The sequence below is a fragment of the Paenibacillus sp. FSL R5-0341 genome (assembly GCF_037975235.1).
GTDB classification, from domain to species: Bacteria; Bacillota; Bacilli; order Paenibacillales; family Paenibacillaceae; genus Paenibacillus; species Paenibacillus amylolyticus_A.
The window spans coordinates 3,260,643-3,286,397 of sequence record NZ_CP150241.1 but is presented as its reverse complement, the minus strand read 5'-3'; the positions used below and the strand labels follow the sequence as shown (position 1 = coordinate 3,286,397).

General features: G+C 43.6%; 21 protein-coding genes and 1 pseudogene. 7 read left to right on the top strand and 15 right to left on the bottom strand.

Annotation, left to right across the window (positions count from 1 at the left end; all coding sequences use genetic code 11):
* Positions 1-59: 59 nt before the first annotated feature.
* Both MKX75_RS14695 and codB read right to left on the bottom strand, forming a co-directional pair.
* Positions 60-1,328, bottom strand: coding sequence for a cytosine deaminase (locus tag MKX75_RS14695; protein ID WP_339165799.1), 1,269 nt, complete (start codon positions 1,326-1,328; stop codon positions 60-62).
* A complete protein-coding gene (codB, locus tag MKX75_RS14690; protein WP_076334136.1) occupies positions 1,297-2,574 on the bottom strand; it encodes a cytosine permease in 1,278 nt (425 codons plus the stop codon). The genes MKX75_RS14695 and codB overlap by 32 nt, the downstream gene beginning before the upstream one ends.
* 498 nt (positions 2,575-3,072) lie before the next feature.
* Between codB and MKX75_RS14685 the strand changes: the two genes are divergently transcribed.
* Positions 3,073-4,029: an ABC transporter substrate-binding protein gene (locus MKX75_RS14685; RefSeq protein WP_339170277.1), complete on the top strand. Its 957-nt coding sequence runs from the start codon at positions 3,073-3,075 to the stop codon at positions 4,027-4,029.
* A 168-nt stretch (positions 4,030-4,197) separates the two neighbouring features.
* Complete coding sequence (locus tag MKX75_RS14680; protein ID WP_339170274.1) at positions 4,198-5,916, top strand: AraC family transcriptional regulator; 1,719 nt, start codon at positions 4,198-4,200, stop codon at positions 5,914-5,916.
* Positions 5,917-5,958: 42 nt separating this feature from the next.
* On the opposite strand, the gene MKX75_RS14675 is transcribed toward MKX75_RS14680, so the two are convergent.
* The 3 genes from MKX75_RS14675 to MKX75_RS14665 all read right to left on the bottom strand — a co-directional run bounded on the left by MKX75_RS14675 (position 5,959) and on the right by MKX75_RS14665 (position 8,597).
* The gene (locus MKX75_RS14675; protein WP_145147839.1) at positions 5,959-6,609 is read right to left on the bottom strand and encodes a hypothetical protein; all 651 of its coding nucleotides are present in this window, start codon (positions 6,607-6,609) and stop codon (positions 5,959-5,961) included.
* Between the two features lie 192 nt (positions 6,610-6,801).
* Complete coding sequence (locus MKX75_RS14670; RefSeq protein ID WP_339170271.1) at positions 6,802-7,836, bottom strand: ketopantoate reductase family protein; 1,035 nt, start codon at positions 7,834-7,836, stop codon at positions 6,802-6,804.
* Between the two features lie 14 nt (positions 7,837-7,850).
* Complete coding sequence (locus tag MKX75_RS14665; RefSeq protein ID WP_339170268.1) at positions 7,851-8,597, bottom strand: acetoacetate decarboxylase; 747 nt, start codon at positions 8,595-8,597, stop codon at positions 7,851-7,853.
* 152 nt (positions 8,598-8,749) lie between these two features.
* Here MKX75_RS14665 and MKX75_RS14660 point away from each other — a divergent pair, with 152 nt between their 5' ends.
* Positions 8,750-9,637, top strand: a complete 888-nt coding sequence (locus MKX75_RS14660; RefSeq protein WP_339170266.1) for a LysR family transcriptional regulator — start codon at positions 8,750-8,752, stop codon at positions 9,635-9,637.
* Between the two features lie 260 nt (positions 9,638-9,897).
* Here MKX75_RS14660 and MKX75_RS14655 read toward each other — a convergent pair whose 3' ends face one another.
* A complete protein-coding gene (locus tag MKX75_RS14655; protein WP_339170263.1) occupies positions 9,898-13,680 on the bottom strand; it encodes an S-layer homology domain-containing protein in 3,783 nt (1,260 codons plus the stop codon).
* 374 nt (positions 13,681-14,054) lie between these two features.
* Positions 14,055-15,461, bottom strand: a complete 1,407-nt coding sequence (locus MKX75_RS14650) for a glycoside hydrolase family 4 (RefSeq protein ID WP_339170261.1) — start codon at positions 15,459-15,461, stop codon at positions 14,055-14,057.
* Positions 15,462-15,636: 175 nt separating this feature from the next.
* Between MKX75_RS14650 and MKX75_RS14645 the strand changes: the two genes are divergently transcribed.
* On the top strand, positions 15,637-16,488 hold the full coding sequence (locus MKX75_RS14645; protein WP_339170258.1) for an AraC family transcriptional regulator: 852 nt from the start codon (positions 15,637-15,639) through the stop codon (positions 16,486-16,488).
* A 93-nt stretch (positions 16,489-16,581) separates the two neighbouring features.
* Here the strand turns inward: MKX75_RS14645 and MKX75_RS14640 are convergent, their stop codons facing one another.
* From MKX75_RS14640 to MKX75_RS14625, 4 genes and pseudogenes are all read right to left on the bottom strand, one after another.
* Positions 16,582-16,854 carry a hypothetical protein gene (locus tag MKX75_RS14640; protein ID WP_339170633.1) on the bottom strand — a complete coding sequence of 91 codons (273 nt, stop codon included), beginning with the start codon at positions 16,852-16,854 and terminating at the stop codon, positions 16,582-16,584.
* 104 nt (positions 16,855-16,958) lie between these two features.
* A pseudogene (locus MKX75_RS14635) lies at positions 16,959-17,210 on the bottom strand (aminoglycoside phosphotransferase); the annotation flags it as partial.
* A gap of 130 nt (positions 17,211-17,340) precedes the next feature.
* Positions 17,341-17,703, bottom strand: coding sequence for a hypothetical protein (locus MKX75_RS14630; RefSeq protein ID WP_339170255.1), 363 nt, complete (start codon positions 17,701-17,703; stop codon positions 17,341-17,343).
* Between the two features lie 30 nt (positions 17,704-17,733).
* Positions 17,734-18,660 carry an ArsR family transcriptional regulator gene (locus MKX75_RS14625; protein WP_339170253.1) on the bottom strand — a complete coding sequence of 309 codons (927 nt, stop codon included), beginning with the start codon at positions 18,658-18,660 and terminating at the stop codon, positions 17,734-17,736.
* A 226-nt stretch (positions 18,661-18,886) separates the two neighbouring features.
* Between MKX75_RS14625 and MKX75_RS14620 the strand changes: the two genes are divergently transcribed.
* A complete protein-coding gene (locus MKX75_RS14620; protein ID WP_339170476.1) occupies positions 18,887-20,380 on the top strand; it encodes an alpha-N-arabinofuranosidase in 1,494 nt (497 codons plus the stop codon).
* 359 nt (positions 20,381-20,739) lie between these two features.
* Here MKX75_RS14620 and MKX75_RS14615 read toward each other — a convergent pair whose 3' ends face one another.
* Complete coding sequence (locus tag MKX75_RS14615) at positions 20,740-21,318, bottom strand: hypothetical protein (RefSeq protein ID WP_339170250.1); 579 nt, start codon at positions 21,316-21,318, stop codon at positions 20,740-20,742.
* Between the two features lie 111 nt (positions 21,319-21,429).
* Complete coding sequence (locus MKX75_RS14610) at positions 21,430-22,344, bottom strand: DsbA family protein (protein ID WP_339170247.1); 915 nt, start codon at positions 22,342-22,344, stop codon at positions 21,430-21,432.
* A gap of 134 nt (positions 22,345-22,478) precedes the next feature.
* Between MKX75_RS14610 and MKX75_RS14605 the strand changes: the two genes are divergently transcribed.
* Positions 22,479-22,826 (top strand): helix-turn-helix domain-containing protein, encoded by a 348-nt coding sequence (locus MKX75_RS14605; RefSeq protein WP_339170244.1) that lies wholly within the window; start codon positions 22,479-22,481, stop codon positions 22,824-22,826.
* A 160-nt stretch (positions 22,827-22,986) separates the two neighbouring features.
* Here MKX75_RS14605 and MKX75_RS14600 read toward each other — a convergent pair whose 3' ends face one another.
* Entirely contained in the window at positions 22,987-23,451 is a 465-nt protein-coding gene (locus tag MKX75_RS14600) for an NUDIX domain-containing protein (protein ID WP_062834477.1), read from the bottom strand.
* 112 nt (positions 23,452-23,563) lie between these two features.
* Positions 23,564-24,448, bottom strand: a complete 885-nt coding sequence (locus MKX75_RS14595) for a LysR family transcriptional regulator (protein ID WP_339170241.1) — start codon at positions 24,446-24,448, stop codon at positions 23,564-23,566.
* Between the two features lie 124 nt (positions 24,449-24,572).
* On the opposite strand from MKX75_RS14595, the gene MKX75_RS14590 reads away from it, so the two are divergent.
* Positions 24,573-25,583, top strand: a complete 1,011-nt coding sequence (locus MKX75_RS14590; protein WP_339170239.1) for an alpha/beta fold hydrolase — start codon at positions 24,573-24,575, stop codon at positions 25,581-25,583.
* Positions 25,584-25,755 lie beyond the last annotated feature (172 nt).

Sequence of the window (25,755 nt, the reverse complement as noted above, 5' to 3'; positions counted from 1 at the left end):
TTTAATCGGTATATTATTTCTGTGTGATTTAGGTTGAGACCGAGGTTATGAAAGAAAATTTATTTATTGAAAGTAACCTTCTCTGTACCGCCCTCAAAAATGATGGATGTATCTCGTGGCTTCGATTCCGCGATTTTACGGCCACCTCTGAAGGAATAAAGTACGCCGGATTGTTTGCGAACAGCCTCATATTCATTCTCTGCTTCAAGTACGATGAAGTTGGCAGGTTTGCCTTCTTCAACACCGTATACATCCTCGATGTGTAACGTTCTTGCACTGTTTTTCGTAATAAGGTCGATTGAATTCACGATCTGGTCATAACCAAGCAACTGGGAAGCGTGAATCCCCATATGCAGCACTTGAAGCATGTTGCCTGTGCCGAGCGGATACCACGGATCGAAGATGTCATCATGGCCGAAACATACATTCAGACCTGCTTCCTGCAACTCTTTGACACGCGTAAGCCCTCTTCTCTTCGGATACGTGTCGAAGCGTCCTTGCAGGTGAATGTTGACCAGGGGATTGGAGACAAAGTTCAAATCAGCCATCTTCAGCAGACGGAACAATTTGTACGTATAAGCGTCATTGTATGACCCCATCGCTGTTGTGTGGCTTGCCGTTGTGCGTGAACCCAGTCCACGCTCGTAAGCCTCCTTGGCAACGACTTCAACAAAACGGGATTGCTCATCATCGATTTCATCGCAATGGATATCGATGAGACGATCGTATTTTTCGGCCAGATCAAACGCAACTTTCATTGAATCAACGCCGTATTCACGTGTGAATTCAAAGTGTGGAATGCCGCCGACTACATCAACGCCCATTTTTAACGACTCTTCCAGCAACTCTGCACCGTTTGGATAAGAGTGAATGCCTTCCTGCGGAAAAGCAACAAGCTGGATATCCATATATGGAGACATTTCTTCTTTTACTTCAAGCATGGCTTTAACGGCGATCAAGCTTGGATCGGTAACGTCTACATGTGTCCGCACATGTTGGATACCCTGTGCCAATTGCCATTTCAATGCCGTTTTGGAACGTGTTTTGACATCCTCATGTGTCAAGAAAGCCTTGCGCTCTGACCAGCGCTGAATGCCTTCGAACAGTGTTCCGCTTAGATTCCATTCCGGCTCGCCTGCGGTTAGCGTTGTATCGAGATGAATATGAGGTTCAATGAACGGTGGCAGGACAAGCGATCCGTTGACATCCAGGACTTCCTCATTGTCGTTCACTTCCAGCGATTGTGTGATTCGTTCGAACTTCCCGTCTTTCACAACGATATTCCATAGTCCTTCTTTACCCCGCAATTTTGCGTTCTGTATAATCATTTATTTTCCCCATTTCTTTGGATTCTTTCGCAGGAACAATCAGCATCAAGATGATATAGGCTACTGCTGTACCAAGCAGTGCGTTCAATGGTGTTACGCCAGGAGCCAGTTGGGCGAATGCCACGCCGATGGCCCATGCGGCCATCGCTACCCAGTTTACATTTTTGAATGACATGTCGGCAAATGGCTTATAGTTTCTACGTTTTACAATGAAGTAATCTGCGATAATAATGGCCCCGATGGATGGTACCGCCGCGCCAAGTACGTTTAGGAAACTGACGAAATTGTTGTACATCCACATCGCGAATACAGTACCAACGATGCCGTTAACGATGACGAAGAATTTCTTCGAAATTTTGGTGATGTTGGCAAAACCAAGACCTGAAGCGTACAGTGCATTATCGTTTGTGGTCCAGATATTCAAGCCCAAAACGATGATTGCTGGGATGATTAATCCTTGCAGGAACATGACCTCTGAGATATCGGCTAGGTTATAGGCCATTGCTCCAACTGCACCGAAGAGAAACATGAGTGAGTTACCCAGAAAGAATGCAATAACTGTTGCGGTAACGGCCTGTTTGGATGTCCGTGAAAACCGGGCAAAATCGGGTGTCAGCGTTCCGCCGCTTATGAATGATCCGATACAGATCGTTAATGCTGCCGCCGCGGTAAGCGACTGAGTCGGCGTGTAATCAAGCAACCCTTGTAGACCACCCAGCGAACCTGCACCTTCGAACATGGAGTAACCACCGAGAATGGCAATCGCAGGAACCGCGATATATCCGAGAATGACGAGTGACTTCATGCCGAAGATGGCTGACGCTGTCATGGCAAGTCCAAACACGATAATCAACAGGTACACGTTCCAATCCATAGCTTTGGCGACCGGAATCGCGAACATGGCTACGCCGACTCCGAACCATCCAACCTGTGTGAATCCTAGCAGGAACGAAGGCAGATACGACCCTTTTGCACCGAACGCATATTTAGCAAGCAAATGTGTGGACAGGCCCGTTTTGGCAGCGATATGTGCCAGTGCCCCTGTATAGATACCGAGCACCAGATTGCCTGCAAGCACGATGCCAATGAACTCCATGAACGTCAAGCTTACGCCCAACGTCCCTCCTGCCAGCATACTGGCTGAGAAAAATGTGAAACCGAGCATGACGGATAACGTCTTCCAAAAGTGGTTTCTTTGCGATTTCGGCACAGCTTGCCATGAAAACTCTTGATCTTGTTTGCTCATCAGAATACCCCCAACGTAAAGTGTATCTGATACCATAAAAAGCAGAAAAAAAGAGGCTACTCGTCAAGTTATACACTGACAAGTAGCCTCTTTTTGCATCATAATCCGCGCGAAGACACAGAGCATCCTATTACGGAATATGCCCTGATTCTCGCGTGATTATGAAATCCGCTGCCCTTGCCAGCCTCTCTGGACTGAATTAAAGGTACCAGTATTCAATTACATACTATTATTTTGGAAAAACCTGCAGTTGTCAATGTCATTATTATCCAAATGTTATTAATTCCTTATATAGCAAGCTGTTTTTGACCACGCCTACTCCGATGACAGCGCATCTGCGGATTGAAAATAATGCAACGAACAAATAGATGAACGCATTGACATTTGTACAAATAAATTCACTGCGTTTTTTTCATTGTAAGCCGCTGAAAAGGCACCTATAATTACGTTGTAATTGATAATGGTTATCAATGAGTAAAGAGAATTCAGGGGGAAATAATGATGAACAGTACAATTAAGAAACACCTATTCATATGGGGAGCATGCTTCCTTCTTCTATCCGTCCTTGCAGCATGCAGCCGTTCGGAGAGCACCTCTTCGCAAGAACCTGTGAAGACCAACGAGCAAACGACAAAAAGCTATACAACCCAAACAGGCGAAGTAACTGAAATACCAACTCAACCACAACGAGTGATCTATCTTGGTTCAACCCTTGGAGATCTCCTGGCAATGGATCTCCCGGTCGTAGGAGCAAATCTGGTCCATGCTTCTGAAAGCTATATTGTAGACCGATTAGAAGGTATTGAGGATGTCGGGAACCCTGGTGATTTGGAGGCAATTACGGCCTTGCAGCCTGACTTGATTTTGAATGGTTATAACCAAGATGCTGACCGAAACGCTGCTTTTTCGAAGATTGCGCCTACCATTCCGTTCAACTCGGCCTTACCTTTTACAGAACGCGTACGCGAGCTAGGTAACATTTTTGGCAAACAGGATGAGGCAGAGCAATGGATAAGCAGATTTGATACAAAAGCGGAAGCGATGTGGGACAAGCTGAATGTGGCTGAGGGCGAGACAGCGACCATCTTCTTGCAGTTAGGTAAACAGCTCTATGTGATGGGCAATCGTTCCTTGGGTGTAGTCTTGTATCAAGAGCACGGATTTGCAATTCCGCCAGCAATTCAGCAAAATATTATCGACAAGGACCAAACATTTGTCCAACTTTCGGAAGAACTAATGCCGGACTATGCAGGAGATCATCTCTTTGTCCTAACGCTCGATAATGACGAAAGCCGAGCTGAATCTGAACGCTTATTACAAAGCACTTTGTGGAAAACGTTGCCGGCCGTTCAGCAAGGACACGTCTACACAGCATCAGCCGAATGGAATACCGACAACCTGCTGGCACTGGAGCAATTGCTTGATGAATTGCCAAAATGGATGAATCAACAATAACGCTTGATAACGTCGAAATCCTCCACCCCCTTTGGGCTATGGAGGATTTTTTTGATTTTGTAAATTTGTACTGCGTGTAATAAGGTTTGCAACGAAACATTCTCTAACGTGTAAAATGTGGTAAACTAGTAATTGAGAATTGTTATCACTAGATTGGAGTGCTCCCGAATGCAAATGGCTTCCCTATACATCCAACTGCAGCAGCGTGATCTGCTTCAACTCACACCACTTGAGGAAACCAATCATCATAATCCATCAACCAAGAGCAAGGATGCCAATGAATATACACTGCTTATTACTCTGGATCATGGAATTCGCCTGTTGACGAACAACATTTCGCAAGATCTGAGCCAAGGTAGTTGTATTCTTCTCCCTACTCAGCAATCCTACATACTTAAAACGATAAAAGAGCAAGCGAATGTAGCTCGGTTGACCTTTCTTGCTTTTCAGGTGGATCAGTTGACTCTGCTTCCGGCTTGCCCTCCTCTTATTCTGGGCTTTCCTTACAGGCTATCTCTTTCTAATATAAAATTGGCATTGGCAGGAGAGGACTGGGTAGCTCCATCCCTTTTGCAATCCAACAAGCAAAATCGGTTGCAGGAAAAAAAATACCCTTCTACTCATCATTCAAAATTAGCAGTTACTCAGGCTCGCCTGCAACTGATACTTGGCCTGATGGCTCAGCTAGAAAGCGCTCCTCCGCCAGTGCAAAGTGATCAAGCGGTACAGCGTACACTCAGCTATATGGAACAGCACTATTACGAAGATCTGACGGTAGAGTTCTTGGCCGAAATGGCCGGCATGGTTCGATGGCAATATAGCAAATTGTTTAAGTTGATGACGGGTAAGAAGCCGACGGACTACCTGACAGAGCTCAGGGTCCAGCATGCTAAAAGGCTACTGTCCAGTTCTACCGAGACTTTACGTGAAATATCCCGACAAGTCGGTTTTAAGGATGAGTACTATTTCAGTCGTCGCTTTCATCAGCTCACAGGACACCCTCCACGGGAATACGCCAATATACTAAGGCGGACCAGGCAAAGAACGATCACGGATTCCCTTGGCAGGCAGATTTCCCTCCCTGATGCGGCTGTACGAATCGTGGCCACAGGTACCAATACCCTTGGTGAGTTACTTGCTATCGGTATCCACCCAGTCGGTGCGGGTATAACTACAATGAAATCACAAGTCATATATCGAAACAAACTGCATCACATCCCGGATATTGGACTACAAGGTGCACCGGAACAAGTCTCCCTGCTTAAGCCTGATCTTATACTGCTAGGCAACTATAGTGAGCAGCAGTTACCTCGTCTGGATGCCATTGCCCCAACCATCGTCTATCGCGAATCAACCAGCACTTTTGAGCGTCTTCGTTATATTGCGGGTCTTTTCGGTCGAAGCAGAACGGCTGAACAGTGGATCGACCGCTATGAGGATAGTGTCAGGAGGATCCGGCGACAATTGGCGGATGATTATATTGCTGGAGAACGAGCTACTGTCTATCTGATGCTAGGCAAGAATATATATGTTATGGGACAGACGGGATTTGCCGCTACCCTGTATGAATCACTTGGCTTTCGACCCACTGAATCCGTAAATCAGCTGATCGTTGATGGCAGACCGTGGATACAAATCGATTTTAATAAAATCACGCAATACACTGGAGACCGAAATTTCGTGATGGTACCTCAGGAGGAGATGAATGTACATATCCCTTCTACGCTCCAAAGTTTGGTTGGAATGCTGGCACCCAGTAAAGTACATATAGTAGAAGCTGGCTGGAACTACGACGATCCCCTTACTCGTGAGAGGTTATTGACGGTTCTACCCTCTATTTTTGCTAAGGATAGACTGGCCCTTGTGCCAGCAAATATAAAAAAATAAACCGTGGAGCACGGTTTATTTTTTTATAATATTTTTACCATTTTACGATAAGTGTCCAACAACTTCTGGTAATACTTTTTCGTATTCCTTATATAAGACATAACGATCAACACCTCTGGAAGAGTTAAGTGCTTCATGTGCGTGCTGGATGGCGGTATCACGGTTTTCTGCTTTGAGTTCAATATAGGCAAGCAATGTTGATCGCATCCACTTTTTTTTAATGGATTGAAGTCTTTCCCTCGCCTCATCACTTCTCCCGTCTTCCAAGAGTAAAATGGTTTCATAATATGTACGGTAGTCCGATAATCCAATATGAGGTACAGCTTGCCGAATAGCAAACATATCTTTGCGATATAATCCATAAGCTGCCTTGAACGAGGCCTGCGTCGATTTCCGTTTATATTTCTGCATAATTTGCTCCATGACTAGTTCTACCTCATCATCAAGTCTGTTCGCAAGAACATAAATAATGTATGTCCCAGGTGTATTTTGCTGCTTGGATAAAAAGGACTCTAGACGATCTATACGCTTATCAAATACTAAAGGATAAAAAACATGCTTAATAAATGCGATAAGAATGGTAACGACTACAACCCCCACAATCAGAAATAAAGGATATTCGTTTATTTGCATAAACAAGACAAACATCAATACAACCAAATAAAACCCGAATTCCCACCAAGAGTACCTCATAATGAATCTCCTTCTATTAGAAAAATAACCAGCAAGTCTATATTATACCAAATTCAATTCCCCTTTTTGTATAATATTAGGAAACAAAAATTACGAAGAATATTCTATCCCTCATAAAATCAAGCCTGACAAGATTTTCGGATACAACAAAAAAGCCGCTATATTAGCGACTTTCAGTTGGAATAGTTGAATTTATTTTTGTGCACTTAATAGTTCTTCAAAAGCTTTAATATTCGTGTCAAAATCAGGAACGGTTTGAGTTTCTTCAGCAGATTTGACCAGTTGCACAACTAAATCATTATAAGGTGTCGCAATACCGGTACCTTTTGCTCTGCTTGACACAACCCCGTTAATATAATCAATCTCCGTTTTGCGTTTTTTCTCCAGATCTTGAAGCATGCTTGCTTTGAGCAGTCTGGAGGGCTCCATCACGTAGCGTAGAGTTTTCACCCGTTCAGGGATGTCTTCTTCGCTTTTCAGTTCAAGTGAAGCGATGTCGAATCCATTCATTTTAACCAATGTCACTCCATTGGCGCGAGCAACTTTAATCGTTTCGTCCGCTATATGAGCTGCACTAACTATGCCGGCTTCATGATCAATAATGTCCCCGTACTCACCATTCAATGCAGCCGATAAACCACTGAAGGCATTGTTAATCAACAACTTGGACCATTTGGTTCCAACCAGGTTATCGGAAATATGTGTTCCGCCCACAAGGTCCAACACCGATTTCACGCGTTGAATTCGTTCGGTGATTTCACCATTTAATTCGCCAATCTGAAAAGCATACTGTTTAAATTGAGTATACTCGGTAGTCAGACTTGATACACCTGGTTCAATGAACGTAGCGCCAAATTCAACGGAGCCAGCGATAACTCTTTTTTCACCCACGATGGACGCCACTTTTTCTTCCGGAATCCCGTTCTGCAAGGACAATACCATACTGTCTTCTTTCAAGAATGGAAGTAGTTCCTGAAGAATGGAATCGTTATAAAGTTGTTTGGTTAAAAGTAACACGAGGTCATATTGTCCTGATTTTTGATCAGGAGTAATGGCTTTTACTTTGGCCTGAAACTCTGTGGTACCCGTTACTTTAGCACCTGTCTGATTTAGAGCATTTACATGTTCCTGATATGCATCAATTAACTCAACGTCAAGTCCGCCATCTGCAAGGTATGCCCCTACGATGGTTCCCAAAGAACCTGCCCCTACAATTGCAATTCTCATTTTATTTTTCCTCCTTATTTCTCTTCCAGATAGTTATATACAGGTTGTGCAGCGTTTAAGGTTAGGTTCGTAAGGATATGAGAAGCGGACACCACTTCCAACACAGGCAGATCTGCAAGAGGTGCCAATGCATGTTCGAACAGTTGAAGCCGGGCAGGTCCTGTCCAGGCCTCTTTCACTTTAATATCCGTAATTTGAGTTCGGATCAGATCACATATTCTTAAATTCCCGGTATAGTCCGTAGCAATCTTAATCATAAAATTAGGTCGGCATATTTCACGTTTGGCGAGCTCCTTATCCATCTCCACATGTTTATAGCCCATCGTTGCCGTGGCTACACGCAGTGTTCCATAATCAAGTGTGCCAACAAGTGTATCCGAATCGGTATACAACTTGGGTGCGCCCAGCTTTTTCGGATAGGCAGTGAGCTCTCGACCACTCGCAATCGCGGGGAAATTGTCTACGTACATTGAATGCACATAATCGCCTTCCTCCCCATTAAATTGCACAGGGATAACTTGTCCAGCTTCGGTATAAGCACCCAGTCCAGAAACATCCGGCATCCACATCACTTCAAATTTAACCAAAGGTTCCGTAATTTCCAGAGGCTCTGGCACGGCTGCTCGCAACGCTTTTTCATCGGTTCGGTAAATAATATTCAAGTATTCACGATTCACGAATTTGTACGGTGGCATTGGGTATGCCGGAGCCGTTAGGGGTGTATTCAGATTTTTAGCTATGTTATTCACATCGATTTTCATCAAAGACACCTACCTTATAAATTTAGTTAAGTTTTGTTATATAAAAATTTGATCTGTATCTCATAAAAAAATTCTACATCAATATTTAAATTTAATATAATACATAATAAGTACTATATATATTTATCAGAATAAATAAGGAGTGCGGATCAATGGAGTTGCTTCAGCTCAAATACTTTCAGACCGTTGCCTATACTGAACATATCTCTAAGGCAGCTGCGCAATTGAATATTGCTCAACCTTCCCTAAGCTTGACGATTAAAAGACTTGAGGATGAACTGGGTACCCCCTTATTTCATAGGAGAGGACGAAATATTCAATTGAATTCCTCAGGTGAAATTTTATTGAAACATGTGAACAGGATTTTTATTGAAATTGAAAATGCAGAGATGGAGATTAAAGCGGAGGAAAAGCAGATCTCCAATACGATCAGGATCTCGATTACCAATACCCGATTCCTCACTGGACTTATTAGTGACTATATCAACGATTCCCCCGAAACCAAGCTTCATCAAGGTATTGGGACTCGTAGTGAAATTATTACAGGATTGAAGAAAGGCGACATGCATCTGGGCATTACGGGGCATCCGATTCAGGATGAGGAGATTGAGAGTGTTGTCCTGGTCGAGGAGGATATTGTTCTGGTTGTGCCCATGAATCATGCATACGGCGGAGAAACAAGCATCTCATTAAATGTTGTTGCAAATGAGCCCTTTATTTCCCTTGCCGATAATAAGGAGTACAGCCGATTTACCACCATGCTCTGTGAAAAAGCAGGCTTCCTGCCCAACCTTGCATTTGAGGTTGATTCTCATACCCTGCTTGAAATTATCAGGCTTAATCAGGGTGTTGCATTACTTCCGATCTCCGTGTGTAGAGCACTGGGGTTACGTTATGTAAAAATTGATGATGATTCAGCTATATATCCAATTAGCCTCTCCTGGGTCAAACAAAAATGGTTATCTCCTGCTGTTGGGGAATTTCGTGATTTCATTACTTCGTACTATGAAGACCATGCTGGCTTGTTTAAAGTGGAGTAGGATTTCTTGATACATGACAAAAGATAAAAACAAAGACTTTGCTTCCTCTATATTATGCAGATATTAGTGTGAAACCCTTTTATAACGGAGATTCGACAAGAGTTGCAGCTGATGAACTACATTATCAATGTCTAAATTTAAACGACCGATTCCCAGGTGAAAATATTGGGAATCGGTCCTAAGCCTATTTTAGAGTATGAGATTTCAGGTTCACTAGTTTACCCAGCATCTGTTCGATCGGATCTTCATTCGCTATTTCTCTATTCTACGTTTAGCGAATGATCAAGACTGGCATTCAGCATACGTAAGATCATGAGTAACGACTCATATCTCGTAGCATTAGCATTCGGTCTGAATACACCATCCGGTGTACCCTTTACAATCCCCATATCTGATAATGTACCAATCTCTGCCTCTGCCCAGTGACCTATAACATCTTTGAACTTATTGTTTCTCACAAAAGAAGTGTTCATTACTTCTGAAAGCATAGCTACGATTTCCGCTCTGGTGATCGACTGATCCGGTTTGAATGTTCCGTCTAAGTAACCCTTAGCAATGTCTAATGTTTTTAATGCAGCAATGGCATTGGCCGCCCAGTGACCTTGAGTGTCTTTAAATTCGGGGGAACCTTCTGACGTTAATCCAAGTGCTCTTACTAGCATAGATGCAAACTCTGCTCTAGTTATCGTAGCACGAGCACGAAATGAACCATCATCATATCCGTTGATAATCCCAAGCTTAGTCGCAAACCCGATTGCTTTAGCATTTGGGGTAATCGCCGGCACATCCTTAAATGATACTACAGGTGCAGAATCCGCTTTTGCTACCAGTGCTTTAATTACATCCATATTAACTCCATCAATGTAGAATGGTTTAGGTGGTGGAATTGAACCTATTTCTTTCTCTGGCTCCGGTGCTGGCTCTGGTGTTGGTGTTGAACTTGGTACTGATGCAGAACCTGAACCCGGTGCTGGTGTCGTTTCACTTACCGTGATTGCAAGCGTCTGTGTTGCTCCTCCGCTGAATGTGAATATCAAGTTTGTCGTGCCGACTGACTGACTCGCCAAGTACGCCTTCAGGATTGTAACTGTGTTGCCCACAACCGTGTAATCCGTCCCTAACGTTAGCAAAGTTAAACCGTTCGCGACACTTGTTAATGTGTTACCATTCAGCGTCATCGTTGTCCTTACGTCTGCTTGGGCAGATACCTTCTTATCAAAGTTTACGCTCACAGGGCTGATGAACACCGTTGAACTAATCTCTTCATTAGCAAAAACTAATTCTAAATACTTAGGAGTATGTGAAGCTGTTAGTGTTAATGGAATCGCATTCTCTACAACAGCTCCTATTGGCGTAACAGTTGTTGGAGTGCCGTCCACACTTGCATTTCTACTCAGTAGATATCCTGTTGGCGCAGCTACCTCTTTTACATAGTAAGGCAAGTCATATTTAATTCGATTGAATTCCAGTTCTCCTTTTACGGTTACTTTTTCTTGAACCTTATTGCCATATTGATCATACAAGGCAAAGGTTGCAGCAGATAATTTAACGTTGTTATCATCTAAATCTGCCTGTTTAACAATTAATTTACCAAGATTACCGTATCCCATGCTTCCAGCTTCCAAGAACGTTACTTGGCGTGAATCGTTAGACTGGTAAGCACCATTGATTGGAACAGCAACATTATCTTTAGAGCCAAATAGATTAATCATGTTGGAAAAGCGAGATCCAGAGGCTACCGTTTCCGTTACATAGGTACGGAAAGAAAGCTTATATGCCTTATCAATCGTATCATTGGGAATATTAAATCTAAATTCTCTAGTGGTAGCATCATAGACAATATGAGAGCCATCAAGTAGTACTGGTGTACCTGCACCTAAGCCATCATTTCCGTTTGCTGGCAAATTGTCAGGTACGTTAATTGCTCCACCGTATGCGATTAATTCCACGCTTGTTGTATCTAGCTCAAGACCTGCTTGCAGGTTATCAATTAACCAGAATCTATCAACATCTAGCAGCTGATTAAGATTTACTGCATTAGAGTTCAAATACACAACCCAATCAATATACTTATTTCCATTAGTGGTTGGAATACCTTTTTTACTTACAATATGGTTGCTGACGGTTTGAGTTGCTGAATTAGTAGTGGATCTTGTCGTTTTATCATGGATTAATGTCGCTTCATTCTTAACATTAAAATTACCATTATTCAACGTACTATTTTGTGATATGAATTTGGATAGATCCGTAATGGCAGTATCGAAGTAGATCGTGTATTGCTCCGTAATATTCGAATTAAAATCGAAGGTTACGACATCTGTTCCGCTTACCGTTACCAGACCCGTGACAGGATTACTGTTGCGATCAAGTACCCTGACGCTACTGGGTATAAAGGTAAGTCCGGCTGGAATAGTATCGACAATACTTACATTTGGGAGTGCAATAGCAGCGTACAAAATAGGATCAGTTCCTGCTTTCGGTGAACTTGGAGTTGTTGCCCCGTTTTCATTGACAGTCAACTTCCACGTAATCTTACGCCCAGCTACATTTGGATCATAGCCTTCTGCATCCTTTTTCAACACATTGCTTGTATAGCTCTGCGTGCCTGTACTATTACGGGTAATTGTGCCGCTAGTAATGCTTGCTGTGTTTGAAAAGTGACTACTAGAGCTGCTAATAAAGTTAGCTGTAATGTTGTCTGTATTTGCTGGCTTTGTATCAAAGGTAATGGTGTATCGTGAATTAATAGCAGAACCAAAAGTATAACGAAGTGTTGAAGTTCCAGTATTGTAGTTAAATACGCCGCCAGCATAAGCACTACCTTGATGATCCACAATTCGAGCAGAGCCTTGAATATACTGTTGCGTGCTTGGGATACTATCCGTAATCGTTGGTGCAGCCCAATTAATATTTTCACTATTAATATCAATTGACCAAGAAATGACACCGTTCGCTCGGTTATAACCCGCACCTGACTTGTTGAAAAAGTTACTTCCAACTCCTAATGAAGCATTTTTTTCTACTCCGGTTCCAGTAAGGCCATCCCAAGTAAGGACTGCTTCGTTTGTGAAATTATATGAGCCATTTGTTTGGAAACGAGCAGGCTCAATTTCAGTTTCGTACGTAATCGTAACCGCGTTTGTAATATTACCCAGGTTGAAGGTAAGTTCTGAGCCGCTTGTTACGGGAGTAACACTAGTACCATTTACAGTTGCTGTTCCAGCAATGTAAGTTAGCCCGGCAGGAAGCGTATCCTTGATAATAGCATTGTTGAATGCCAGTTCGTCTTCATTCACGACAATCGTCCAAGTAATATTTTTTGTATTATTCACTGTCGTTGTAGCATCATAGTTTCCCGATGTACTTAAAATATTGAGTGGAATAGTTACCGTCTTCGGACTATCCACATTCGTTGTCTCGTTATCGTCATGCTCAAGATAAGCGGTATTCCTTACAGGAATGGACGGATCTCCTGCTTCTAGCGCCGCAAGTAATGCTGTTTCCTTTAATGACGTAGTAAAGATAATGACCTGTTGCGTTGTAATATTGCCCAATGCAATAGATAAGCTGCTTCCATTATCTATTACAGATCCTGGTGGTAACCCTCCATTCACTCGTATCGATAATTCATTCAGAATCTGGCTATCTGGAATCATATCAACAAGCACTGCATTATTAACAGCAACATTTTCCTTGTTTACTGTAATTGTCCACCCAATGTCTGTTCCGTTAACCAATGCTCCATTCTTTTGCACAGTAACTTTATCTGGCTGGAGAGCAAGATCCGCCTGAAAAGCCTGATCTGCCTTTAAGGTTAACGGTACCGTATCTTTCTCTAGATCAGGTCTATCAAGAAGTGTAGCTCCTGGCATTGTTCCTACCTTTGTTCTGATATTTTCACTTTGAATAAATTGAGAAGCTACTTCCCTTGTCACATCGGTACTAGCAGCTGATACGTATGTAATGAATACGTTTGAAATCGAACTGATCAGCAGGACAATAACTAGTAAAAACATAAATAAAATCTTTGCATATTTCCGCACTATGTTCTCTCATCCTTCCACAAACTATTTGATGAATTTTCTTTAAGTCTACCAAGACATTTTAAATTCAACTAAAGGAGATTGTAGTCCTACTAAAGTAGTATGCCGCAACAATTTTTATTCACTTGTGATGCGCATCAGCGTGAATGAGCTTCAACTAACCTGACCGTTAACATAATGAATTAACGCAAAACAACGATGAGATATACGCCTAATCGGTATTGGTACATGTTCTTGTCTACTCTGGTCGGTACAAGAACTTGTACCGATAAAATAAAAAAGCCGCTAATATAGCGACTTTAATGGGAACATGTTCTTGTCCCACGACAAGTCCCTTGGAAGGAACCGACGTGTTCTTTGATCGTTATCTATTCTTAGCTATACTGCAGTCTATCCTTGTACCAAACGTCCGGAATCATCTCACGCTCCAGTTCCAACAATTCATGGATGATCTTGTCCGCGTCACTGATGGAATTCACCAGCGGGTCGGTGAGCATCGCCCTTCTCAGCTTCTCGTAGCTCTGTTCCAGAACAGCTTCAACTGTAAGCTCATGGGTATCCAGTACAAGTTCTTGCATGCCTCTTATCCCACGCGGCATCTCGCCTACATGGAGTGGTTTCGCCCCATCCATATCTACATCGCATAGTAGTTCCAGGAGCGAATCCGCATTCATATTGGTTACCGCACCTTGATTGAGCGTATTGATGAAGAATTTTTTGCCCAAATTCCCCACCATATTTTCGATGATATCAGTTGCATGATCCGGCCCAAAAGTACTCATGTAATCGGAAATCGGGATGTTTCCTGTAAGGAAGTCATCGACCTGCTGCCACATCTCATCGTGGCGCTGATACCTGTCCTCTGTCTCCCAGATCGATAATGGCGGGATGGTGTCCGCAGTTTTGCCAAGACCCTGCCAATACCGAACGTATTCCTTCGTATGCGCCGTGCAAGTGGGAATGATTCCGAAAATATCATATAGTTCATAGGTAATCGCATCGTTAAAAAGAGCTTTTGCGCCGTGATCACCGCCATTATTCTCATCACCTGCCAGCTTGCGCATGGCTTCTGCGATTGTAGGCATCACATTTTTTCCTTCATACTCGGCTTTGAGTAGCCAAGTGAAATGATTGACACCAGCGATGCGAAAATCGAAGTTCTGGTTGATCTCTTCCGTGAACTGGCTATTGTCTCCAATGATACCCGCTCTTACGGCATAATACGCTTTCTTATGTGGCATATGATGACTATCGCACAGCGCAAATGATTTGAGCTTCGGTGCATAACGATGTAAGGCGATGCCGTGAACGGTAGACGGGTTAATATAATTGATCACCCACGCATCTGGACATAACTCCTCGATATCTTTGGCGCACTCCATGATAACCGGCAGTTCCCGCATCGCACGAAAGATTCCACCAGGGCCAATTGTATCGCCGGAACACATGCGAATCCCATACTTTAGAGAAACCTGGCAGTCGATCCCTCGATATTTCACCGATTGCTCCGCAAAGCTAAGTACAACGAAGTCGGCTCCCGGAAGCACCTGTCTTCGGTCCACTGAGCCTTCAATCTTTAAGGATACGTTGTTCTCCCGCGCAACCCTTTCCGCCAGTGTTACCATTTTCGAGAGCCGTTCCTCGTCCGTATCCACCAAAGCCAGCGTTCCCTGATTTAAATATGGGGAGTGTACCATCTGCCAGATGGACTGACGACCAAAAAATAGGCTGCCCGCCCCAATAACGACTACCTTTGGATGCTGTGTGCTTGTAGCATTCATCAATAACCCCTCCTCGTAACGATATACGTTCATTATAGGTGAGTGAGCTGAAATCAGAATGGGTGATAGTTTTCGAAACATGTCATATGGTACGATAGTTAACAAGAAATAAATCCTTTGTTATGATAGCTAAAAATGAAGGATGTCATAAAGTAGAGAGGATGAGTTGGATTAGATGCATCCAGAGACTGTAAATATGAGTATAATTGACGAACTTTCGGAGAATATCACACTTCGCATGAGCTCTTATTTGGAACAAACGCACGACAGCAATTGGACGGAGCACAAGTCTCATTCCGATTATGATCTGTGGTTCATTACAGCAGGCTCCGTCAAGATTACCATTGATGGAATCGAGCATATGGCGGGCCCGGGCGACGTGGTGTTTTTTTATCCGGACATGCCTTACACTGCTTCCACGACCGGCGAGCTGTGCCGATTCGTATACATGCACTTTGATTTCAGCATCGCTGAGCAAAAGCGAATTCTCGGCGAGTTTCAACTCCCGGGCATCGTACCTGGCAACCTGATTCAGGAGGAATCAATGCTGTTCACTTCGTCCTATCGAAGATTCAAGCAGAGTAGCGGCGCTTCCGGAAGTCCACTCTACTTGAAAGCCTCTCTGCTTCTCGTCATCGCCAAAATTTTTGAATTACACAAGCAAGGCCTGTATCACGGTGAGTTTCTGAAAGATCGAAAACTGAGGAAAATCGAAGGAAGTCTGGAGGTTCTGCAGACTGTCTTCCCATACGTGGATGCGAATCTGCATCGGGCCATCCGAGTTAACGAGCTTGCAGCTATTGCTGGCGTTTCTGAGAAATATTTTATTTCGTTGTTCAAGAAAATTCTCGGTATCACACCAGGGCAGTACATCAATCAGATCAAAATGAATCGGGCCAGAGACTATCTATACGAGAAAAAATATACGATCCAGCAAATTGCCGGATTTCTGGGGTATCCCGATCCCTTTACGTTCTCCAAAGCATTCAAAAAATTCTACAACGTGCCTCCTTCCAAATTCGAATAACATGCCGCAGAGAAACAAAGAGGCAACCGGTCGATCCGGCTGCCTCTTTGTTTTGGTTGATCATTAATTATTCGTAGTGTAATGTGCGTCCCTTCAGCGCTCCTCATACTCAAAAGGAGCTTCAGTTGAATACATCTCATGGAAAAATCCTTTATATGGTATATCCTCTTCCAGACATTTAATGAGATACAACAGTTCTTCGTTAGCTTCCGGTTCTTTGCCAGCACGCTGCATTTCCTCAAAATGATCCACAATATTCTCCAGAAGGTTGACTTGAATAAATAAAGGTAGCTTCTCCAGCATGGTATCAGAAATCGGGGTTTCTGATGTGTATCCGGCGAGCGCGGTTTGGAAATAGTCATCCATGAACTGTTACGTTTGTCCGCTTCAGGTTCAAATTGAACCCAACCAACTCCGTTTATCCACAAACTTGCGAAGTCAAACATGTACCAGCTAAAACAGGAATTGTCGAAATAATATACCGTGATCTGTCCCGTATCAAAATCGATCGAATAATTCCCGTCATAATAATCGAAATGGATCATGCCAAATGTCTCCTGGCTCGCCCCCAATTCTTTTACCACTTGGAGAAGTTCCACCATTTTGCTTCTGAGCAGAAAAAATGATTCAGGAACCAACCTCTCGATATACTCTGCATTATATTTGTCCAAAAGATGATACCTGCGATGAACGGGTACATAGCTTTTCGACAGCTGATGCATTTTGCCCAGAATTTTGCCGCTATTATAATAGTATTCGGTAAGTGGAACACCTCCCCGGTACTGATAATGGTTCTCTACCAGCAACTTCCCCTTGGCCTTCACAAACATACAGATAAAGAACGTATGCTCCTCATAAGTGATCTCTTCTAACATGGCCCTTTTTCGAGCTGACCACATCCGAGACACGTGCCCCGTGCTCAAATAAATACCGAACATACTCCAGTTCGGCAATGTAATCTTCCCGCTTTCTGTCAGGCAAAAAAGACACCCGTAGAATTAGCGATTCACGCCCCTCTTGCTCGCAAGTGTAAACGACATTACGTCCACCCTCATGAGGCGGAATAAGCTGAATGTTGTAACCCTCCAGATGAAACAGCTCGGGTACCAGCGTCAGTACATGTGTATTGCTGATGTCAACAGCTTTGTTAAAATTAATAATAATCTCCTCCAGTAAACATTGTTTGGACGGTTTCCCGCACTGCAATGTCCACAAAAGGAATCTCTGTAACGATTCCAGATTATTCTATTCCTTTTCCGACGCTCCAGCCTCGTAATAGTACCGAATCAAAATGTCCTGATCGTAGTTACCGAACCCTTTCCCGAACAACGTAAGTCCGCCCCGACCCGGCACCCCTTCTTCCGGTCTTAATCCAAACGTCCAGTAGGTGGAAGAATCCAATTGCAGATCATGGATACGTACATCTGAGATGCGCTGTCCATCCATAAACGTCCCTTCTCCATTGATGCGCAGCACCTTCAGTACACCATACTGGTTGACGTCCAATTTCCACCATAGCGGTGTGTGCTTGCCTTTCCGATCCCCAAAGTCGCCTGGACTTGTCCATGTTCCCAGGTGTTTTCCATTAAGGGAAAAGCGGATGTCCGACGGCCAGTTTTCATTGACTTGGGGTGCTTCCGAACTGAGTTCGAGTGAAATTTCAATTTCCTGGAGATGCTGTTCTGTATTTAAATAATTAGGGATCTTATATTCCAGAAAGCCGCGTGCCAGCCAGAGTATGCCAGCATTCACCCGGTCCGGGTCCATGAAGCAGGCTGGTGTGTCGTATTGTCCAATCATTTGCGTCGTTGTTGCAATGCCACAGGTAGGCCAAGCTTCGTAATCCGTATACTGACCAACCGGAATAGAGACTTCATGGTAAGGAGCATCCACTGGTTCAGGAGAGAGATTGATAGTCATAAATTCTTGCAGAATAAAGCAGTATTTATACGTTCCACCGTTCTCACGCTTCATGCGACTGCCTACGATGCCCGCTTTTTGCAACTTGCTCACATGTGTACTAACGATGGCTTTGCTCAGATACAGCTCTTTGGCAAGCGCATTAATATGCATCTCCCTGTTTTGCAATAATAAACGAACGATATTTAAACGGGCCTCACTGGCGAGCGCCTCATATATAATTAAGGATGACGCATCCGTGCCAAGCATCATGAACTTCACTTCCCTATTTCTCTAGAATTCAATATATTATTGATTTAGAATTCGCTATTTAGCGAACCCTGTAGAATAAGCTTGCTCAACATAATAGCATTATGATACACATTAGATAACAAATCAATAAGTTGATTTTGCTTTTATGCGAACTCAATGTGAAAATAAGGTTTCTTATACACCTAAAATTAATTCTATGGAGGTTTTCTCATTGCTTACATCCAAAATGCTTATCGATAAAGATTTTCAGATTGCTGAAGTAGATCCGCGTGTTTATGGTTCATTTATAGAACATCTGGGACGGGCCGTATACGGCGGAATTTATGATCCAGGTCATCCTACTGCCGATGCTCAAGGTTTCCGTCAGGACGCCATTGAAGCGATCAAGGCTCTGAACGTACCCATCGTTCGGTATCCGGGCGGGAATTTCGTATCCGGTTATAATTGGGAGGACGGCGTTGGTCCCGTAGCGGAGCGTAAACGCAGACTTGAACTGGCATGGTGGACCATTGAAACGAATGCCGTAGGAACGAACGAATTTGCAGACTGGGCCAAACTGGTTGGAACCGAAGTTATGATGGCAGTTAACCTTGGTACTCGGGGGATCGACGCGGCGAGAAACCTGGTGGAATACTGCAACCATCCATCTGGTACATACTGGAGTGATCTGCGTATCTCTCACGGCTACAAGGACCCACATAAATTCAAAACGTGGTGTCTGGGCAACGAAATGGACGGACCTTGGCAGATTGGTGCGATGACTGCATATGAATATGGCCGTATTGCCAATGAGACCGCTAAAGCGATGAAATGGGTAGACCCTGAGATCGAGCTTGTGGCCTGCGGCAGTTCCAGCCGTGACATGAGTACATTTGCAGATTGGGAAGCAACCGTACTGGATCTCACTTATGAAAATGTGGACTACTTGTCCCTGCATCAGTATTACAACAATAACAAAGACAACACGTATGACTTCCTGGCGACATCGCTGGATTTGGATCAATTTATTGATAGTGTGGCTTCAATCTGTGATTTTGTACAAGCCAAAAAACGCAGCAAGAAAAAATTGATGCTGTCTCTGGATGAATGGAATGTCTGGAAATCCATTGGCACAAGCCGTATGGAAGAACGGTGGCAGATTGCTCCTCCAGAGTTTGAAGATGTATACACACATGAAGATGCACTAGCCGTGGGCTGTTACCTGATTACCATACTCAAGCACGCCGATCGTGTAAAAATGGCTTGCCTTGCTCAGTTGATTAATACCATTGCACCAATCATGACAGAAAATAACGGAGCGATCTGGTTCCAGACGACGTATTTCCCATTCATGCATGCATCCAACTTCGGTCGTGGTACGGTGTTGCGATCCATCACAACTTCACCTAAATATGATTCCAAAGACTTTACAGATGTGCCTTATCTCGAAGCGATCAGTGTGCATGATGAAGAGAACGGCACGATCACAATCTTTGCGGTGAACAGACATCTGGATGAGCAAATGGAACTGAATGTAGATCTACGTTCCTTCGGCGAAACCACATTTGTGGAGCATATCGTATTGGAGAACAACGACTTGAAAGCCACCAATACCAAAGAAAACCCACGTAACGTTGTTCCTCACAACGGCGGATATACAACGGTTGACCAGGGTAAAGTGCAAGCAGTCTTGAACAAAGCATCATGGAACGTGATTCGCCTCAAAACCAAACAGGCATAATAAGAGCGGGAAAGAATTTTCTCCTACTCTGCAACATCAGCATTGTTTTTCGCACCGCGTGCAGCTCCCTGCGCGCGGTGCTTTTTGCTGTATGACAGTGGTCGGTCGAACTATATAGTTCCAAAGTTAGATGTTTGGTGCGTATTGGAAATCTTCAGTTTTTATTCCTCTTATACAGCATAAGCAAATAAGCTACCCTCCGTTTGGCGTACGGAGAGCAGCTTGCAGTTAAGCATCTAGCGGAGAAGATAAGGAATAGAACAGATCAGAAAGAGATCAAATCACCCAACACACTAGCAATACTTCCTTCCCAAATGCAACGAAGGTTGTGTTCTATATCACGATTTTCATTTCAAGTATTATCCTTGTTGTGCTTCCTCTTCATCTTCGGTTTCAGCCTGAGCTGCTTGGCTCTGCGGAGCCATCAGCCCTTGAACTGCCCCCATAAATGGCTGAATCTGCTTAATCATGCCATATCCCATTTTGACCACAGGTGTAAACCGCTGGATCATGCCAAATAACCGCATACCACCGCCTAACATACCTCCAATCGAGCCTGCACCGCCAACTCCGCCGAAGCCACCTAACAATGAGCCTAGCATAGGCATGAAAGATGATACCTGAGCTGGCCGAGAGGTTGAACGAGACATCGAACGGGATCGCACCTGCGACTTGCGAATGCTGTTCGCCCGTTTACGGTTCCGAGAGGAGACTGTTTTTCTCGTAGCACCTGCTTTAGGTTTGGTTTTGCGAGCACTGCCAGATGAGGGTGCTGTGATTGCAGCCTGAGTAAGCTTTCCGCCCCCGGTAAGCACTACGCCTTCGCTGTTAACACCAGAGATGTACCCGACGTACGTTTCGCCATTATGAAGAGTTACGCAGACTGGGTGATCCTTAAGCCGTTTCACCCGGACGTGTATTTCATTGGTTTTAGCCATGGAATTCACCTCACTTGACTTGATCTACTTCAGTCTACGCAATGGGTGGACGACTTGCCTGTGCGAATAACACATCCGTGTGCCTAAGCAAGAAGATTCTTACATACTTCCTCAAATATGCTCAATATACCTCTCATTCAAAATATGACCCATACGATATGTGTGCTCTGCCAATTCAGATTTCACATATGAATCAACATCACTCTTTTCGATATTGTACATGACTTCCAATTCTTTAGAAAAAAGAAGGTGTCCCTGACTGATTTTCTGCTCCAACGAGGTTATCTGTTTGGGTTTCAGATCACCACCGAGCACCTGCTGAAGGGCTTGCACATAGGTTTCAAGAGAACGCGCTCCGACAATTTTTATACCCTGGTTCTCTTCATTCACAATGATTATGGATGGGAAACCTCTAACGCCCAAACTAGCCACACTCTCAAAGTCTTCCTCTAATAAATCTTGTGCAGATTGCTGTGCAGCCGCTTCAACCACTTCTTTTCCATTCAAGCCCAGTTGATCGACGATATCCGTCAGCACATCATCTTCTCCAATATTTCGATTAAATGCAAACACGGCTTCACGGGCACGTCTTAAAAAGTCATGCTCTTTACCAGGGTGAGCACTCTGAATGACCTTAAATACCCGAGATGGCGGATAGGAAGAAAGTATGGGATTATCGTGCCATAAGGAACCGTCGATGGGCATGCGTGAATGCTCACCTACCTCCTTCCAATGCGCTGCAACGTCCGAGGGCTTCTGAATCCCATTAGCGCCATCCGAGAAACCATTCCAGTTAGCCAGGAGCCCACCCATTTTGATTTGCATCGTAAAGTAATGACCGTATTCCTCAACAAACCGATGAAGCACAGGCTCAAGCGCCCAGCAGTGAGAGCAAATCGGATCTGTTGCGTAATAAAGAGTTATCTTTTTCTCAACGTGATTCAGATTGATTTCTTGCATCGCTTCTTCCTCGCTCACACCACATACGCCTGTTTCCAGATCACACATCATAGATTCGTTACTCACACTTATCCCGCCTTTATCTTGTCTTATGAATTGATTTTCTTGTGTTAGTTTGATTATAATGTCTACAAACTTCTGAACAAGTACGATTCTTTTTCTGACTTAGTATCAAAAAGTATACTATTGGAGGGTATCAAGTGAAATACGAGTTTAATTTTGATCAGTTATGTCCAGCGACTTATGCATTTCAGGTCATTGGAGGCAAGTGGAATCTTCCGATCTTGGCAATCCTTAGTGAAAATGACTGTATACGTTACAATGAATTAAAAAGAAGACTGCCTGGCATTACTGGAACGATGCTAACGAACTGTTTAAAGGAATTGATTCATTACGGCATCGTGCATCGGGAGCAATATAACGAGGTTCCACCGAGAGTGGAGTATTCGCTCACAGCATCGGGCAAGGAATTGGTTCCTTTAATTGAATCCATGGTCATGTGGGGTCAGAAAAATATGACTGCAGGCATGAAGGAACAAGATATATAACCCCTGGCCTACTGTAACCCCTAGCCTAGATGTTCATTTTTGAATCCCTATGCACAATTTGTTCAACGGCAAAAAGGCTATTTTACCGGACCATTATGTCCTTTGAAATAGCCTTTCCTCTATAAATACAAGACGCCGTTTGTTTACGACGTGTGCACGTCTAACCATTCAGGTCCTCATCTTCCTCATTTCCTAAATACATAACCGTTGTTTCTCCCTCAACCAATCTAATGATTTGCTTTCGTAATTTTGAGGGCAATAAAGGTTGTTGGATCAAGTTTTTAATGTCAAGCCATTCATATTCTACTTGATTTTCGTCACTTGGCAGAATAGATCTATTATTGTCCATTAAACCTATGTATTCGGCTAAAAAAACAAAATCTACACGATGAAGAGCTGCGCCATACACACCTTCAATAACGAATTCCAATGATAACGGTTCTACGTCTACTCCGATTTCTGCTGCTACTTCTCTCTTCACGGCATCAGTCAGCGTTTCACCTGCATTCTGACTCCCGCCAGGCAAGAGATAGATTACATCGCCATTATCTTCCTGCCTAATCGCGAGCATTCTCCCATCTTTGATAATTAATGCTTTTGCAGAATTTCTAATCTTTCTCTCCATTGCTAATCCCCCATATATATCTGTATCAAAATGTTGAAGGTTCATTTACATTTCACTTCACGATCTCCATGAAGCGTATTTTAACATATACGTCTAAACAAATTCTGAACAATCATTGTAACTCATTCTTAGCGACCTGAATGAAAGCAGTCATGGACGGAGATATCCACTTCTCCCGATGCCAGAGCATTTGCGCCGAAAAGCATATTTCAGACAGATCCCACGGTAAAGCAACCAGTTCCGCCTCGCTTAACTCTTTCTTCAAAGCCATTTCAGGCAACAGCGCGATCCCTAGACCGGCCACAGCGCATTGTTTAATAGCTTCTACACTATGAAACTCCAGTTCTGTCAGAGCATCCGCACCTTTTTTCAGTAGAGCTTGATCAAAGTACGTGCGATACGAACAGTTCTTTTCGGTTAACAAGAAATGCTGTTTGTGGAAGTCATCAATAACCAACGCAGAACGCGATGCTAGCACATGATCGGAAGAAACCACCAATTGAAAGGTCTCATCCTTTAAAAACTCGGAATGAAGATCTTTGGAAGTAACCGGCTCATCCAATACAAAAACGACATCGGCCTGTCCTTCTCTCAGACTAGATTTAAGCTCTTGGCCAGACAACGGACGGAATAATAACCGCACACCAGGATACTCCGCTCGGAAGCGTTTGAACAAGGATGGAAGAAGATAAGCACATAGCACTTCATCTGCCCCGATGACAACCGTTCCAGCCAATTCCCCCTGTTGACTAGATATGCATTTTGCTTCCTCTACATCGTTTAAAATTTTAGTGGCATACGGCATAAATTGTTGGCCTGCATCCGTTAACACGACCCTTTTTCCTAATCGATCCAGCAATTTCACACCGAGTTCTTCTTCCAGCGATTTGATTTGCATGGTTATGGTAGACGGTACATAGCTCAATAATTCAGCAGTTTGGTTAAAGCTGCAGGTCGATGCAAGCGTGCAAAAGGTTTTTAATTGGCGTATTTCCATGAATCAGGCACCTCCTTTGTTCAAAATAAATGAATGTTTCGTTCGATTATGTTTCATTGAATTGATGATAGACGTATTGTAGAGTGAAATCAAGTTATTACTATATTGTAAGGAGAATCTAGCCATGAATGATTATGAAACCTATAGCCTTGGAGATACACTACTTCAATCGGGACAACTGCTCCCTCAAGCCTTTATTGCTTACAAGACCTATGGAACCTTAAATCCGGCAAAGGACAATGTTATTGTCGTTCCAACCTGGTTTGCTGGACTTCACACAGATAATGAATGGTTGATTGGAGCAGATAAGGCACTGGATCCCAGTCGATATTTTATCGTCGTGCCCAATATGTTGGGTAACGGATTATCATCCTCTCCCAGCAATACCCCTGCCCCATATGATAAGCAGAACTTCCCCCTCATCTCCATGTATGACAATGTGCGTGCCCAACATCAACTAATCACTCAAAAGTTTGGTATCACCAAAATCCAACTCGTTGTGGGCTGGTCTCTGGGTGCTATGCAGGTTTTTCAATGGGGAACGAGTTATCCCGAGATGGTCGAACGGATCGCCCCTTTTGGCGGAACGGCAAAGAGCAGACCGCATACACAGCTCGTGTTCGAATCCATGATCGCAGCGTTACAGGCAGATTCGAATTTTAAAAATGGTAGATATGAGCGCCCTCCAGTTGCCGGTCTCGCAGCGATGGGAAGAGCTTATGCTCCATGGGGGTTTTCGCAGGCATATTATTTGGAGAAATTGTATCAAACCGAAGGTTACGATACCTTGCAATCTTATGTGGAAGATTACTGGGACCAGGTGTTTTTATCCTTTGATGCTAACGACTTGATTACCATGCTGCGTACTGGAATATATGGCGACATCAGCAATAATCCCCTAGATGACGGCAACTTCGAACTGGCGTTAAGCAGGATCACCTCTCCTGCACTCGTTATGCCGGGGTCAAGTGATTTGTTCTTCACGCCAGAAGATAGTGCCTATGATGTTCAACATATGGCGAACGCTGTTTTTCAACCTATAGAGTCCAAGTGGGGACACTGCTTCGGCATCGGAGCTAATGAAGCAGATTCACTTGTTATCGATCGACATCTCAAGCAATTTTTGGAGACATGAGTAAAAAAAGAAGGAGTAAAAAGTAAAAAAAGTGCACTGAACTCATTAATCTTTTCTCCGCCCTGACTCGAAAGTAAAAAAACATATGGGTTCTCGTCAATAACTTTTATATCACGTTCCCCCTTTCTCGTTTAGAATATTTTCAAGAAAGCGTTATTGAAATATGACTGAT

Coding starts and splice junctions, on each gene's coding strand:
- MKX75_RS14695 (WP_339165799.1), bottom strand. CDS start 1,328: ATGATTATACAGAACGCAAAATTGCGGGGTAAAGAAGGACTATGGAAT.
- codB (WP_076334136.1), bottom strand. CDS start 2,574: ATGAGCAAACAAGATCAAGAGTTTTCATGGCAAGCTGTGCCGAAATCG.
- MKX75_RS14685 (WP_339170277.1), top strand. CDS start 3,073: ATGATGAACAGTACAATTAAGAAACACCTATTCATATGGGGAGCATGC.
- MKX75_RS14680 (WP_339170274.1), top strand. CDS start 4,198: ATGCAAATGGCTTCCCTATACATCCAACTGCAGCAGCGTGATCTGCTT.
- MKX75_RS14675 (WP_145147839.1), bottom strand. CDS start 6,609: ATGAGGTACTCTTGGTGGGAATTCGGGTTTTATTTGGTTGTATTGATG.
- MKX75_RS14670 (WP_339170271.1), bottom strand. CDS start 7,836: ATGAGAATTGCAATTGTAGGGGCAGGTTCTTTGGGAACCATCGTAGGG.
- MKX75_RS14665 (WP_339170268.1), bottom strand. CDS start 8,597: ATGAAAATCGATGTGAATAACATAGCTAAAAATCTGAATACACCCCTA.
- MKX75_RS14660 (WP_339170266.1), top strand. CDS start 8,750: ATGGAGTTGCTTCAGCTCAAATACTTTCAGACCGTTGCCTATACTGAA.
- MKX75_RS14650 (WP_339170261.1), bottom strand. CDS start 15,461: ATGAATGCTACAAGCACACAGCATCCAAAGGTAGTCGTTATTGGGGCG.
- MKX75_RS14645 (WP_339170258.1), top strand. CDS start 15,637: ATGCATCCAGAGACTGTAAATATGAGTATAATTGACGAACTTTCGGAG.
- MKX75_RS14640 (WP_339170633.1), bottom strand. CDS start 16,854: ATGGATGACTATTTCCAAACCGCGCTCGCCGGATACACATCAGAAACC.
- MKX75_RS14625 (WP_339170253.1), bottom strand. CDS start 18,660: ATGATGCTTGGCACGGATGCGTCATCCTTAATTATATATGAGGCGCTC.
- MKX75_RS14620 (WP_339170476.1), top strand. CDS start 18,887: ATGCTTATCGATAAAGATTTTCAGATTGCTGAAGTAGATCCGCGTGTT.
- MKX75_RS14615 (WP_339170250.1), bottom strand. CDS start 21,318: ATGGCTAAAACCAATGAAATACACGTCCGGGTGAAACGGCTTAAGGAT.
- MKX75_RS14600 (WP_062834477.1), bottom strand. CDS start 23,451: ATGGAGAGAAAGATTAGAAATTCTGCAAAAGCATTAATTATCAAAGAT.
- MKX75_RS14595 (WP_339170241.1), bottom strand. CDS start 24,448: ATGGAAATACGCCAATTAAAAACCTTTTGCACGCTTGCATCGACCTGC.
- MKX75_RS14590 (WP_339170239.1), top strand. CDS start 24,573: ATGAATGATTATGAAACCTATAGCCTTGGAGATACACTACTTCAATCG.